Origin of the sequence: Microbispora rosea (assembly GCF_900156315.1) — a bacterium.
GTDB classification, from domain to species: Bacteria; Actinomycetota; Actinomycetes; order Streptosporangiales; family Streptosporangiaceae; genus Microbispora; species Microbispora rosea.
In genome coordinates this window covers 1-15,386 of record NZ_FTNI01000058.1, presented here as the reverse complement: position 1 = coordinate 15,386, position 15,386 = coordinate 1, and the positions used below count along the sequence as shown (strand labels likewise).

Below are 15,386 nucleotides of genomic sequence, written 5' to 3'. Positions count from 1 at the left end.
AACGGTCAGCCGGTCGGCATGCGCGACGCCAACAACAACAACGTCAACATCGACTACGACGCGCTCGGCCGCACCCTGCAGATGTGGACGCCGGACGCACCCAAGTCCGGGAACACGCCGGCGGCGAAGGTCGCCTACGCGATCCCCGCCGACTCCGACGGCGTGGTGACCGGGCCGGCCAAGACCACGGTCTCGCGTCTGCAGTCGGGCAGCGGCACATCAGCCAAGTGGGTGTCCACCCACACCTACGTCGACGGACTGGGACGGCCGCGCGAGGTACAGACCGCCTCACCCGCCGGGGGCCGGATCGTCCAGGTCACCACCTACGACGCGCGAGGGCTGACCGCCGCGACCTCCGCTCCTGCCCACAACACGGCCCAGCCGGGGTCCGGCTTGCTCAACCCCGACCTGGAGTCCCTGCCGCAATGGTCCACGGCGGTCTACGACAGCCTCGGCCGCACCATCGCCCAGATCGACAAGTCGGGACCCGACGAGCTTCGCCACACCACGACGAAGTATCTGGGCGCGGACAAGTATGAGGTGACGCCGCCCGTTGGGGGCAAGACCGTCTACTACACCGATGCCGCCGACCAGGTCACCAAGATCGAGGAATGGCTCACCGGAACCGGGACCGGTACCGGGACCGCCCAGCAGACCGCCGTTGCTGGGCCGACCCCGCCATCCTCTTCAGCGACCGCCTCCCCCGGTGCCGGCGGCAAGACGGAAACAGCCAGATCCACGACGGCTGACGCCGCCCCCGCCGCGAATGCGTCGGCATCACAGATCCAGGACGCGCGCATCCAGGCGTCGGTTGAGGCGAAGCGGTCGGGTAAGCCGGTTGAGCTGGCGGGGTTGACCTCGGCGACGAGTTCGACCGTGGCCAATCCGGATGGCAAGACGTTCACCACGACGGTCAGCACCCGTCCGGCGAGGGTTAAGCGGGACGGGGCATGGGTGCCGATCGACACCAGCTTGGTGGAGAAAGACGGCGCTCTAGTGCCCAAGGCCGGGCCTGCGGTGACGGTGTCTGCCGGTGGTGATGGGCCGTTCGCCACGGTGGCCGATGAGGCCGGCAACTCGATTGCGCTGAGCTGGCCGACCCCGCTGCCCCGCCCGACGGTCGAGCGGAACAAGGCGCGTTACACCGATGCGGCTGGTCCGGGTGCGGACCTGGTGGTGACGGTGCTGCCCGGTGGTGTTCGTCATGACATCGAGTTGCGCGAGCGTCCCACGACCCAGCTCAACTACCGCATCAACGTGAAGACCAGCGGGTGGAAGCTGCAGCAGGACGGTCAGGGCCGGCTCACTGTGACCGACAGCGCGGGCAAGCTGGTTGCGCCGGTGGCTCAGCCGGTCATGTATCCCAAGCCCACCCGCCCGGTGAAGGCGGGGGACACCCAGGCCGGTACCAACGCGAACGCGAAGGCGGACGCCAGGCCTGAGGCCAAGGATCGGCGCCGGCGCACGGGCCGCATCGCCACCCGTCTCACCGCGCAAGGCGACCACCAAGTGCTGGAGCTGACCCCGGATGCGGCGTTCCTGTCCGACCCGACGCTCACCTATCCGGTGACGGTGGATCCGACGGTGGACTTCGACACCCAGGACGACACCTACGTCGCCGACTACGACAGCGACATCCACGCCGGCGACGACAAGATCTGGACGGGGTCGTATTACGGCGAACTGGACCGCGGCTATGTCTACTTCGACACCTCCTTCCTGTGGGGCAAGAACGTCACGCAGGCGGAGCTGTCACTGCGCAACCGCTACAGCACCTCCTGCGGTTCCACCGGTGCCGGTATCCAGGTACGGCGGGTGACCGCCGATTGGGATCCCTACAGCATCGGCTGGTCGAGTCAGCCCGACACGACCACCGAAGACGCCGTCATCAGCAAGGACGGCTACGACCTGGACTCCTGCCCGGCGCAGGAGGCGGGGCAGGTCAACTGGAATCTGACCGCCATGGCCCAGGACTGGGCCGCCGGTAAGCCCGGGTACGGCGTGTCGCTGCGCAGCGCCAACGAAAGCGCCTATGAGAACTGGCGCAGCTTCGACTCCTCGGAGGCGTGGGAGTGGTGGGAGGACGCAGCCGGGCCGATCCTGACGGTAACCTATGCCGCCTCCTCCGCCCCCACGGTCGGCAACCTGTCGATCACCCCGGTGAGGGGGGGTGCGGTGTCGTCGCTGACGCCGACCCTGCACGCCACCGTCTCCGACACCGCCAGTGGGAGCCTTCGGGCCGACTACGAGATCGAGCACGACCCCGCCTACACCACAGAAGGCACCGGCCAGATCTGGACCGGCAGCTCGACCGGCGTCACCTCCGGCAACGACGCCCCCGCGGTGGTCCCGACCGGGAAGCTGAGCGACGGCTGGCACATCCGCTGGCGGGCCCGCGCCACCAACACCGGCACCTCCACCTCCTCGTCCTGGTCGAACTGGCAAACCACGACCGTCAACGTGCCGGACCCGCTGGTGGACCAATTCCAGGTCACCCCGTCGCAGGTGCTGTCGGCGGAGACGGTCACCTCCACCCTCACACCCGCACTGGCCGCCCGCGTCACCACACCCGACGCCGGGACATCGCGGGTGGAGTTCGAGCTGGAGCACGACCCAGCCGACACCGCCCACGGCACGGGCAGCATTTGGACCATCGGGGGCGCCCAGGCGGCTGCGGCCAAGTCGGCGGCGGCTGTCACCGCCCCCGCTTCTGCCGCGAATGCGCCGGCCGTGAAGGAGCCGCCTGCGCAGGTGCAGGACGCGCGCGTGGGTGCGTCGGTTGAGGCGAAGCGGTCGGGTAAGCCGGTCGAGGTGGCGGGGTTGACCTCGGCGACGAGCTCGACTGTGGCCAATCCGGACGGTAAGACGTTAACCACGACGGTCAGCACCCGCCCAACACGAATCAAGCGGGACGGGGCATGGGTGCCGATCGACACCAGCTTGGTGGAGAACGACGGTGCCTTAGTGCCCAAGGCCGGGCCCGCGGTGACGGTGTCGAACGGCGGCGACGGGCCGTTCGCCACGTTGGCCGATGAGGCGGGCAACTCGATTGCGCTGAGCTGGCCGGCTCCGCTGCCCAAGCCGACGGTCGAAGGGAGCAAGGCGCGTTACGTCGATGCGGCCGGTCCGGGTGCGGACCTGGTGGTGACGGTGCTGCCCGGTGGTGTCCGTCACGACATCGAGTTGCGTGAGCGTCCCACAACTCAGCTCAACTACCGCATCAATGTGAAGACCAGCGGGTGGAAGCTGCAGCAGGACGGCCAGGGCCGGCTCACGCTGACCGATAGCGCAGGCAAGCTGGTCGCCCCGGTGGCCCAACCCGTCATGTACCCCCAGCTCCACCGGTCCGGGAAGACGAAAGACGCCAAGACTGGCGAGGATGCCACGTCGGGTGCAGGCACCACGGTGAAGGCGAACAACGGGCACCGCGCCCGCAGCGGGCGCATCGCCACTCGCCTGAGCAGTGACGGCGACCACCAGGTCCTGGAGCTGACCCCGGACGCGGCGTTCCTGGCCGACCCCGCGACGACATTTCCGGTGGTCGTGGACCCAACGGTGAACCTGGACAACCAAGGCGACACCTACGTCGGCGATTGGGATCCCTACTCCTCCTGGTGGGATGAGGACTATCTCGTTGTCGGCTCCTGGACGCCCGGCTCCGGGGACATCGAAATCTCTCGGGGATACCTGCAGTTCGACACCTCCGCGCTGGCTGGCAAGTCGGTGACGCAGGCGCAGCTGTCGCTATTCAACGATGCCGCCCCCCAATGCGGGTCGTTCGGCTCCGGGATCCAGGCGAGGAGGGTCAACTCCACTTGGGACGCCTACAACATCACCTGGAACAGCCAGCCCAGCACCACCAGCGAGGACGCCGTAACCCGCCGCGACGCCTACAGCGTGGACTGGTGCCCGGACGGCAACGGCGGCACGATCACCTACGACATCACCGCGATGGCGCAGGACTGGGCCGCCGGCAAGCCACAGTACGGTGTGCAACTACGTGCCGTCGACGAAAGCGGAGTCGGCGACTGGCGGGAATACGACTCCATGGAGGCCACCTTCGATGGGGCGCAGCCGCCGACGCTGACCGCCACCTACTCGCTGCCGTCGTCATCCCCCACGGTCGGCAACCTGTCGATCACCCCGGTCACCGGGGGCGCGGTGTCGTCGCTGACGCCGACCCTGCACGCCACCGTCTCCGACACCGCCAGCGGCGGCAGTCTGCGGGCCGACTACGAGGTCGAGCACGACCCCGCCTACACGGCTGAGGGCACTGGCCAGATCTGGGCCGGCAGTTCCGCTGGCGTCACCTCCGGCAACGATGCTCCCGCCACCGTCCCCGCCGGAAAGCTCGCCGACGGGTGGAAGGTCCGCTGGCGCGCCCGCGCGGTCGCCGCCGGATCCAACACCTCCGCATGGTCAGGGTGGCAGGCGCTGACGGTGAAGGTCCCGGCCGCCACTGTCTCCCAGCTGCAGATCATCCCCGCCGAGACCGTCGACGGGAAGACCGCGGTGTCGTCGCTGACGCCGACCCTGCACGCCACCGTCTCCGACACCGCCAGCGGCGGCAGTCTGCGGGCCGACTACGAGGTCGAGCACGACCCCGCCTACACGGCTGAGGGCACTGGCCAGATCTGGGCCGGCAGTTCCGCTGGCGTCACCTCCGGCAACGATGCTCCCGCCGTCGTCCCGGCCGGGAAGCTTAGTAACGGGTGGCACGTCCGCTGGCGGGCCCGCGCCACCAACACCGGCACCTCCACCTCCTCGTCCTGGTCGAACTGGCAGACCGCCACCATCACTACCGCGCTGGACCCGGTGGTCGACAACGTCGCCTCCGGCACCCAGGCCACCCTCACCGTCCCCGCCGGAAAGCTCGCCGACGGGTGGAAGGTCCGCTGGCGCGCCCGCGCGGTCGCCGCCGGATCCAACACCTCCGCATGGTCAGGGTGGCAGGCGCTGACGGTGAAGGTCCCGGCCGCCACTGTCTCCCAGCTGCAGATCATCCCCGCCGAGACCGTCGACGGGAAGACCGCGGTGTCGTCGCTGACGCCGCAACTGCTGGCCACCGTCACCGACGCCTACGGGCAACCGCTGCGGGCCGAATTCGAACTCGAACACGACCCTGCCGACACCCAGCACGGCACCGGCGGCATCTGGACCGGCGCCGTCGACAACGTCGCCTCCGGCACGCAGGCCTCGGTCTCCGTCCCCGGCGAGGCCCTGTCCAACGGGTGGGGAATCCGCTGGCGCGCCCGCGCGATCAACACCGCCACCCAGGTCACCTCCGCCTGGTCGGACTGGCAGACCGCCACCGTCAACGCCGCAAACGTCCCCTCCGAACCAGGGGTGAGCGCGCTGCAGATCACCCCCTCCCAGGTCGTCGACGACACCACCGTGGCCACGTCGCTGACCCCGCAGCTACGTGCTCAGGTCACCAACCCCGCCGGGGGCACGATGCGGGCGGAGTTCGAGCTCGAACACGACCCCGCCGCCTCCGAGGGTCAGGGCACCGGGCAGATCTGGACCACCGCGGTCGACGACGTTCCCGCTGGCACCCAGGCGGCGGTCACCGTTCCGGCCGACACGCTGAGTGAGGGGTGGCTGGTGCGCTGGCGCGCTCGCGCCGTCGCCGGTGAGACCGCCTCATCCTGGTCGGACTGGCAGACCGTCCGCGTCGACCAGCCCGACCCGGTGCTGGGCACCCTGCAGGTCACCCCGTCCGAAGTGGTGGACGGCAAAACAACCAGCGCGTCGTTGACCCCGCAACTGCTCGCTCAGGTCACCGACCCCGCCGGCGGCAAGGTACGGGCCGAGTTCGAGCTGGAGCACGACCCTGCCGCCCCCGAGGGTCAGGGCACCGGGCAGATCTGGACGACCGCGGTCGACGACGTGACCTCCGGCACGCAGGCGATCGTGACCGTCCCCGACGGCAAGCTGAACGACAGCTGGCTAGTGCGCTGGCGCGCCCGCGCCATCACCGCCGGTGGGACCTCCGCCTGGTCGGACTGGCAGCAGCTGACCGTCGTCGATGGCTCCCAGGTCCTCACCGTCGACGCCGCCCGCACCCAGCCCGCCACAAACGGGACCACCAGCACCCTGACCCCCGTACTGATCGCCAAGGTCGGCACACCGGCGGGCGGACAGCTGGGCGCGGAGTTCCAGGTCGAGCACGACCCGGCTGACACGCAGCATGGCACCGGCCAGATCTGGACGACGACGGTCAATGGGGTGACCTCCGGGAACGACGCCGCCGTCACCATCCCCATGGGCAAACTGAGCGACGGATGGAAGATCCGCTGGCGCGCCCGCGCAACCCGAGGTGCCACCACCTCCGACTGGACCTCCTGGCAGGCGGTGGAAGTCAAGGCGGCGCAGCACTACGACACCACCTACGAATACGACCGCGACGGTCGGATGATTAAGCAGACCGACGCGAACGGCAACGTCCGGACTTTTACCTATGACCTGCTCGGCCGCCGCACGGCATCCCACGATCCCGACGCCGGGGACTCCCAGCAGGCCTACGACGCCGCTGGGCGCCTGGTGTGGTCCATTGATGGCAAGGGGCGGAAGGTCTCCTACTCCTATGACGACCTGGGCCGTAAGACCGCCATGTGGTCCGGGGATCGCGACAGCGGGACCAAGCTGGCCGAATGGGTCTACGACACCGCCGCGGGAGGTAAGGGCAAGCTGAAATCCGCGACCCGGTACGTCGCTGGCAACGCCTACGTCGATACGGTGGCCAGCTACGACTCCAACGGCCGCCCAACCGGATCGACCTTGACGATCCCCTCGTCTGAAGGCCTGCTGGCTGGCACTTACACCTTCGCCATCACCTACACCCTCACAGGGCAGGTTGAGACGCACACCATGCCCGGCGCCGGCGGCCTGCCCACCGAGACCATCACCTCCAGCTACACCGACCTGGATCTCCCCCAGGGGATGACCTCCAACCTGGGCGGCGGGTTCACCTACATCGGCTCCACCACCTACGACTCGACAGGGCGGTTGAAAGAGCGGGGTTACGGAACCAACGGAAAGATCAAGCGGGAGTGGGAGTGGAACTCAGCGACCGGCTGGCTCGACTGGATCCGTACCACGACTCAGGCCGACTCCGGCAGCTCTGTAGTCAGCCAGGACGATCGGTACGACTACGACGACATCTCCGGCGAGATTACTAAAATTCTGGATGCCGCCTCCGCCGTCGGCGGCTCGCAAGGCCAGTCTGAATGCTTCGTCTATGACAGCCTGCACCGCTTGTCCCAAGCCTGGACAACCACTGCGGCCACCTGTGGGGCAGGCATAGCGTCCGCCGACGACCTGGGCCTCGATCCCTACGCCGAGTCCTACACCTACGACGGCGCCGGCAATATCACCAGCCTCACCTCAAACGGGCAGACCGCCACCTACAGCTACCCCCAACCGGGCGGTTCCACGGTGCGACCCAACGCCGTCTCCTCCATCACGAGGCCTGACGGTACCGACACCTACGCCTATGACAATGCCGGTCAACTGACCTCCCGCACCGTCGACGGCAAAGCCGACGCCTTCACCTGGAACGACTTGGGCCAGTTGGAAAAGGCCACCATCGACGGTCAGGACACCACCATGGTGTACGACGCCGACGGTGACCGCCTCATCCGCCGCGACGCCGACGGTAAAACCACCTTGTACCTCGGCTCCATGGAGATCGAGGTCGACGGAAACACGATTACCGGCAAGCGCTACTACACCACCGCCGACGGAGCTACAGTAGCCATGCGCACAGGTGGCGATGGTGTCACTTGGCTGATGTCCGGCCTGCACAACTCCACTCAACTCGCCATCGACGACACCAGCGGGAAGGTGTCCCGTGAGCGCTACCTGCCCTTCGGGCAGAGGCGCGGCGCCGACGATCTACCATTCACCGACCACGGTTTCTTGGGCAAGATCGAGGACGCCTCAACTGGCTTGGACTACCTCTCGGCCCGTTACTACGACCCGGCGATTGCCAAGTTCATCTCCATCGACCCCTTGCTCGACCTGCGCAAACCGGAGTGGAGCAACCCCTACAGTTACGCCGGGAACAACCCCATAGGACTTTCGGATCCTTCGGGCCTGGGTAGTACATGCGATCCGACGGATAAGAGTTTTAAAGAGTGCCGGCAAGTCGAGCAGCGACAGAGGTTGCACGACTTGTACTGCAAGAAACCGCATTCCAAGGAGTGCGAGAAATGGCGCAGGAGGTCGGTCAAGGAAGACCTGAAAAACTGGACGAATTCCATCGACCCAAGCACGATTCCCGCAGGTTATACAGAGATGGTCTGCTCGGGTGGGTCCATCAATGGCATGCCTAGATGTAATGAAGTGGCAGGAACGGATGCGATTACTGGATTCCTGCTGTGGTATTACGACGCGGTAGCCATCGATCGCTGCTTGACAAGTAAGAATGCCACAGACTGTTTTGATGCCCTCTGGTCGGCCGTCCCTGCCAGTAAGTTCGCAAAATATCGCAATCTGCTCACTAAACTACCATGTGATAAAAATAGCTTCATCCCCGGGACCAAGGTGCTCATGGCCGATGGCAGCCACAAGCCCATCGAACAGGTCCAGGCAGGGGATAAAGTCGTCGCAACTGATCCAATGACGGGGCGCACGCAAATTCGTCCAGTTATTGCCATTATGGAGAACGAAGGCGACAAGGAACTCGTTCGAATAACCCTTGACGCGGACGGCGACAAGGGCGATGAGGTCGGAGTGGTTACGTCCACCGACCACCACCCCTTCTGGGTCGCTGATCAGCGCCACTGGTTCGACGCCAAGGATTTGAAGCCTGGTATGCTCCTATCGGCGGCCGGAGGTAAGCCTGCAAGTATTGACGGAGAACAAGGCGACGCTGTTGGGACGGTCACAGCTACTGATAATCATCGAGATCTTGAGTCGTGGGTGCCTGCGGGGGACCTGAAACCCCGCTCTTGGCTCCGCACCTTGGCTGGTGCCGCCTACGTCAAGGTCGTTTCGCTCCAGCACCGTGTAGCCGGCAAACAACGTGTCCACAATCTGACCGTCGAAGGCGTTCACACGTACTATGTGCTGGCGGGCGCTACGCCGGTCCTGGTTCACAACTGCGACGGCGCCGTTAATTGGGTCAATGAGAACGCCAACATGAGTTCCGCAGCGCGTGCTTATGATGCTGGGGCGGCGGGCTCCCGGGCAGGTCTAGCTCCGGCGCTTCAGTACTACAAGGCTGGCGAGAACAGCCTGTCGCAGATCAAGTTCGATGGGTTTGACGCGGCCAATGGAGTGATGATCGACCGAAAGGTAAGCGTCACGACCTTCAACAAGACATACCGACAGGCTATAAATCAATCTCTGGCGCTTGAACAAAACGGTTACACGGGGCGGTGGGAGGTGCCCACTAAAGCTGAGGCCGCGAGGGCCCGAAAGATTCTTAGTGACCTCCATATCACCAACATTCACGTGAAGGTCGTGCCCTAATGGATGTCAACAAAGTCCTGGTTCGCGCATTCGTAAGCATCGTTGTATCGATCGACTTAACGGACGATGAGGATATCGATCCGGATATCGCAACAGATATTCTTGAACCTGCTGCCGCCCTGTTTCGTAATCTCTCGGATGAGGGGCGTCGGGAAGTTACTTCCCTGATTCTTGAGTGCGCCGAAATGGAAGAGAACCCGGAGCGCAAGAGGGCGATTCTCGGGCTCCCGGAAGCTATCGGCCTTCTCGATGAAGACTGATTCCAGGGGAGGTGAGGTGTAACCTCTCTGCCCGATCCCGTAATCTTCGCGCTGGATATCGGTAGCGAAATTGAGCCCCGTCAGGTGCGTCCTGGCGGGGCTTCTATAGTGGATGACCAGGGCTCCGGGCGTTCTCCTGTTTTGTCCGGGCGACCAGGGCGTGGGTGCGTTTGTGGGCATTAATGCCGATGACTACCAACCGTTCCTCCTGAAGGTCACCTACCAGGCAGTTCGGTCCATGCCGGTCCGGCGGGCACGCCTAAATCGAGCCGTCGCACGCTCCTATCAAGCCGCACCGGGCGGCCGGACGCCGACGGGCCGCACATCACGAGAAGCCACCAGTATCTGCCGGGCAGCAAAGAGCGAACCCGCCGAGATGGTCTCGATGATATTCAAGCGAAGAAAGCCGAGGCGGCCTTCAGAAACTCATCTGCAAACCATGGGCGGAAACTTCGTCTGGGTTAACAGAAGCTTCGAACATGCCAGAATCAATAAAAGGATCTACCAAACGAGCTTCGGGAGCGGCAGTCCCGATCGCAATGATGGACTATGCAGCCAGAAACCCCGCCGCTCTGAACGTGAAATTCTACGGGCTACCGCCTGCAGCTCAGCAAATCGTTTGGGTGACGGACTGAAGCGGCACTTGGACTCACCTACCTCATGGGGTTGTTCCTTAGCCTGCCCCTAAACTCGTCGCCCCGGTACAGCAGCACCAGCCGCTTAGCCCTAGCGAAACTCCGCGTTACAGCCCCACGCGCAGCATCGGGTTGTTCTTCCATTTGTCGCGGTGGCGGATGTACTGCATCACCACCGGGGACTTCTCCGACCGGCGGCCGTGCTGGCAGATTCCGGACATGGTCGCGCCGGCGTCGGCGGCGTCCGTGGCCCCGCCAGCGCGCAGCCGTGTTCGGTACGTAGCTCGGCAGCTCGGGCGGCCTCCTTCACTACCAGATTGATCGTCTCGGACGTCATGCGGATGCCATCGCCGCGGCCAGCCCGCCGTACGGGCGCACCGTTGTCGCCGATCGCGCCCGCGATGCGGCCGTTCTTGTCGATCGCGCGGAACACCGGTCCGCTGGTGATGCCGTGCTCGGCGAGGATCTCCAGCCATGCCGACTCCACGCGCACCGGGCAGGTTCCCGGATGGGAGCAGTACGGCAGCGGCACGCTAACGCCGCGAGCGTCGCGGTCGGTCTTCGACATCGCGATGAAGACCTCCAGCCCTTCCCGCAGGAAAGTCAGGTCCTCGATGTTCAGGTTGTGTAGCTCGATTCGGCGGGTCATCGTGTCTCGAGCCAACTGGTCGTACCGAGGGATGTGAACAGTACGGACCAGGCCGTGGCGGCCTGTCACGCTGCACGGCAGGGCTGAAGTAGGTCTCACATCGTGAGAATGAGGGCGATGAGCGGGTTGCGGAAGTCGTCGCGGGCCCAGCGAGTGCCTTCGGCGATGTTGGTGTGGTTGAGCAGGCGTAACGCGCCGATCGCGTAACTGCGCATGACGGCGAGGATGGACGGGGGCTGAGGCGGTGCGGACCCGGCATCGGTCCTCGCCGAGCTATCGATATCGTGAAAGCCGGGATGTCGGCGTGAAGGATTGCCTCGAAGTTCCGTACCTACCGCAATCTGAGAAGCGAACTCAATCAAGCCGGAGGAAGCGCTCGCGTGGCCGTCTCCATGGTGAAGTCCTCGATCCTCTCGGACAAGACGTCTCCATCAAGGGATGGAACCGACACGAGAGAGAAACGGACCTGCCCCATGCGCTTGACCAGGCCCTCCACTCGTCTATCCGGTTGTAGGGCAAAGACAGGAGCCAGTGCGTCGGCGGCTCCGTCGATGTCGCCGGTCAGGAGGCGGGCGGCTGCCAGGTCGACGCAGGCGCTTGCTTCGGCGGCGTACCACCGCTGCTCGGCAGGCGCCGCTCGGTAGAGGCTGAGCGCTCGTTCGCACTCTGCCTCGACTTCTTGTGGCATGCCCGCGTTCAAGTAGGCGGATCCGGCGCAGAAGGCTTCGCGGGCCTCGTCGAACCCGAACTCGCCGCCCACGCCCTCGTGCAACTCCCCCTGTGGTCCCCGAGCGTCCCGGGCGGCAAGGATCGCGTTGCGAGTGCCGTAGCTGTCGCCGAGAAGGGCGGACGCTCGGGCGGCGATGCTGAGTAGCCTCACACGAGTCGTACCGGCGGGAGCAATGGCCAGCCCCCGCTCCACCAACCGGAGCGCCTGGGCAGGGCGACCGGCCCAGAACTCGACGCATGCCAGCAGCCCGTCGGCCCAGGCCGACAGCTCATTGTGGCCAATGACTTCCCCGTAGACGCGGGCGGCCCTTGCCTGCTCCGCCGCCGCATACGGGTAGCCAAGGTCGAAGCTCGCGCTGCCCATCAGTCCGCAAAGCTGCCCGGCCGCGAGGTACAACTCGTGCTGCTGCCTTGGGTTCCGCGTGCGCTCCAGCAGTCGGTACGTACGGTTGCGCACCCGGGTCAGCTCTCCAAAGAGCGGCAGCGGCGGCGCATGCACGTATGCACGGGCCAGGCGGATGATGTCGTCGTTGAGCTGCTCGAGTGCGTTGGGTCCGACGGCTGCGGCCTCGATGTCTGCGGCGTGGTCGCTGGATTCGCTGGCGGCACTCATGATCAGTTCTCGTTCCGTCGCGGGGGCCGACGTCTTCACACCCGGTGTGTAGTCGGTGGCGAAGCCGAGCTCCACCGGGCTCGTCCGGAAGAGCCGGCACAGCAGGTCGAGGTAGTCCGCGCCCGGCCGGTGCCCGCTCTCCCAGTCAAGCCAGGATCGCTTGGTCAGGCCGCGTGCGCCAAGCCCCTGGTCTTCGCACAGCCGGTGTAGGGCTTGAACGGCCTTCTCCGTGCTGTTCCACCCATGGGCCAGCCGGAAGCACTTGAGCGGGTGATGTCCGCAGCACCCACCGATTTCGGCAGCGATTGCATGCAGCACTGCGACCGGCGGAGGATCGGCCGCCTGAAGGAGCCGGAGCATGCGGATGCGCTGGGCGCACTCGATGTCGTGTCCATGCCTGGCCATCTCGGGGTCCTCCCAAGCAAGGTCGGCTTCAACGGTACGTCACCGCTCATGAGCGCGCAGCTACTCGTACGGGGTCCATCGGCACAGGGCGGCATCGCGCAGGGTGTCGATCCTTCTGCTGATCTCGCGTGCGATGGACGGCCGGCTCGCCAGGGCCGACAGCGCCCCGGTCAACATGGTCAGCTCCCTGGCCTGCCGGAGCAGTGAGAACGACTCCGCGGCCATGACGTCGAATCCGTACGAGCCCAGGAACTCTTCAACAGAGGGATGGCCGAAGCGCAGGCCGTTCACCACCGTGGGCACCAGGTCCCATTCGAGCGGTCCGTGGCACATCTGGTCGAGATCGCACAGCACGACCTCGTCGCCGTGCCAGAGCAGGTTGCCCGCCCACGCATCGCCGTGGATGAGTCCGTACGGCAGCCGGTAAGGGGTGGATGGCAGCTCCCTGGATAGACGGTCGCACCATCGCAGGAGGAACTCGCGATCGCGGTCAGCGAGCATTCCAACAGCCAGCTGCAGATTGGCCCGTGCCTCCGATACCGGGTCCCACGGTGGGAGTGGGAAGGGCGGCAGCTCCTTGTGCAGCCGGCGCAGCAGCGGCGCGAGCCGTACGACGGATGGAGCCTGACGGGGTTGCGGAAGGTACTGCCAGAAGGTGGCGACGGCGCCATCTATGACGACGGCCTCGGGGACGTCCCCATGGACATGCACCGCCGGAAACCCGATGTCTTCGAGCCAGTGCGCCATGCGGATCGCCCGCCGAGCCTTGGCCGCAGTGTCAACGGACGCGATGCGGACGACGGCGTTGGCCCGAGGGAGGTAGTAGACGGCATTCGCGCAGACACGAATCAGACTGGCGCCGCGAGAGTCGACTCCGGCAGCGTGGCAGAGCGCGGACACGATGCCGTCCCCCGAGAGCATGGCCGTCATCGTGCCAGCTCTCTTCTCGACCCGAGAGCATGGAACTCCTCAATGCGCTCCACAAATGCTCGCGCGTACGAACACCCGCGGAACCGCGGCTCGGCGCTCACCCAGCGGCGTACTCCCTGCAGGCGCTGGGCGAGGCCATCGATGCGCTGGTGCTCGGGCAGGGCCAGGACGTTGGTCACGACAGCCGTCGCGGCCTCCAGATCCCCCTTCAGAAGGTGCCCCACCGTGAGGTCCGAGTAAGCGATTGCCTCGTTCCCGTACGCCCGGAGCTGAGGTGGCCCCGTTCGGTACAGGGAGACGGCCTGGTCCGCGTAGGCGATGGCTGCGTCGGCGTGGCGCAGGTGAACGTAGGCGCCCGCAGCGAGATAGGAGTGCTTGGCCAGGTCGAAGCGGAACTCTCCGCCGACGCCGTCGTGGATCTCGTCGTGGTCGCCCTTGCGGTCCCACGCGCCGCCGATCGCGCGGACGGTCTCCGCCTCAACGCCCATCGCCGCGGACGCGAGGGCCTCGATACTGGCGAGGCGTGCGAAGGCCGTACGGCTGGGTGCGTAACGCTGACCATCCTGAGCGAGGCGCATGGCCGTGTCAGGAGAGCCGCTCCAGTACGCGATCATCGCCTGCAGCCCGCGCACCCATGCCCGCAGCGCCTGGTGCTCGATGACGGCGGCGTAGGTCCATGCCGCCTTCGCCTGAGCCAGCGCCGCCGCCCGGTTCCCAAGGTCGAGGCTTGCGTTGGCGAGCAGCCCGCACACCTGCCCGGCCAGCAGCATGAGTTGTGCAGCCTGCCCAGGACGGATACGCGTATCGAGGAGCCGGAATGCCTCACCGCGCAGGTGAAGCATCCGGTGGAAGAGCGGTAGCGGATCGGCGTAGACGTACTCGCTCGCGAGCCGGCGGATCTCGTCCTCAAGGTGTTCCAGGGTGATCGCGCTGATATCGCTGAGCTGCGCCTCGCCGGCGTGCGTGAGCGACTCGCGAGCCACCTCCGTGACGAGGCTGCGCTGATTCAGCGGTGGTCGCGTCGGCTCGTTCGATTCGCCGTACGAGCGCGCAAACCCGAGCTGTACCGGTCCGGTGAGGAACAGTCGGCAGAGCAGGTCCTGATAGTCGGCGCTCGGCAGATGCTCGCCCTCCCACTCGATCCAGGAGCGGACGGTGAGACCTCGAGCGCCGAGCCCTTCACGCGCGCACATCTCGTGAAGGGACTCGACGGCCTTCTCGATGGTCCAGCCCCTGGCCAGTCGGTGTGCTTTCAGGGCTGAGTGGCCGCAGCAGGCACGTATGTCCTGCGCGATCGCATTGGGGGATCTGTCCGAAGCCCCCGTCCGGATCCTCCTGGTGTCGATGTGAGGTCTCGGGACATGCTTAACCGGTCGTTATCAAGACACGCTTGACGGTCGCGCGGGATCCTGCTCGCTACACGAAGTGGCCGGGTCGGGTTCCGCGAGGGTGGCGAGCGTGGATCAGCAGGCGTTGGTGGAGTACCGGTATCGGGCGGTGCGTGAGGTGCGGGCGGGCTCGCCGATCGGAGAGGTCGCAGCTCGGTATGGGACCTCGCGGCAGTCGGTGCACACCTGGCGGCAGCGATTCCAGCAAGAAGGCCTGCCGGGGCTGGCCGATCGGTCGCGGCGGCCCCGCACCAGCCCGACCCGCCTGCCGGCTGAGATCGAGGCGTTGATCTGCGAGAT

The 15,386-nt window shown here is 66.1% G+C and carries 7 protein-coding genes; 3 read left to right on the top strand and 4 right to left on the bottom strand.

Features of this window, described 5'->3' with window-relative positions:
* Window positions 1-18: 18 nt before the first annotated feature.
* Window positions 19-9,477, top strand: a complete 9,459-nt coding sequence (locus BXA11_RS40520) for a DNRLRE domain-containing protein (protein ID WP_076443261.1) — start codon at window positions 19-21, stop codon at window positions 9,475-9,477.
* Window positions 9,477-9,737, top strand: coding sequence for a hypothetical protein (locus tag BXA11_RS40515; RefSeq protein ID WP_076443260.1), 261 nt, complete (start codon window positions 9,477-9,479; stop codon window positions 9,735-9,737). Before BXA11_RS40520 ends, BXA11_RS40515 begins: the two co-directional genes overlap by 1 nt.
* An 804-nt stretch (window positions 9,738-10,541) precedes the next feature.
* Here BXA11_RS40515 and BXA11_RS40510 read toward each other — a convergent pair.
* From BXA11_RS40510 to BXA11_RS40495, 4 genes are all read right to left on the bottom strand, one after another.
* Window positions 10,542-11,021, bottom strand: coding sequence for a site-specific integrase (locus BXA11_RS40510; protein WP_076443259.1), 480 nt, complete (start codon window positions 11,019-11,021; stop codon window positions 10,542-10,544).
* 358 nt (window positions 11,022-11,379) lie between these two features.
* Window positions 11,380-12,768 (bottom strand): NsdA family TPR-like regulatory protein, encoded by a 1,389-nt coding sequence (locus BXA11_RS40505; protein ID WP_083744949.1) that lies wholly within the window; start codon window positions 12,766-12,768, stop codon window positions 11,380-11,382.
* A 60-nt stretch (window positions 12,769-12,828) separates the two neighbouring features.
* Entirely contained in the window at window positions 12,829-13,698 is an 870-nt protein-coding gene (locus BXA11_RS40500; RefSeq protein ID WP_076443258.1) for an aminoglycoside phosphotransferase family protein, read from the bottom strand.
* Window positions 13,695-14,954 (bottom strand): NsdA family TPR-like regulatory protein, encoded by a 1,260-nt coding sequence (locus tag BXA11_RS40495; RefSeq protein WP_483237921.1) that lies wholly within the window; start codon window positions 14,952-14,954, stop codon window positions 13,695-13,697. Before BXA11_RS40495 ends, BXA11_RS40500 begins: the two co-directional genes overlap by 4 nt.
* Before the next feature lie 202 nt (window positions 14,955-15,156).
* Here BXA11_RS40495 and BXA11_RS40490 point away from each other — a divergent pair.
* The coding region (locus BXA11_RS40490; protein ID WP_143734817.1) for a helix-turn-helix domain-containing protein at window positions 15,157-15,386 on the top strand (230 nt) is incomplete at its 3' end.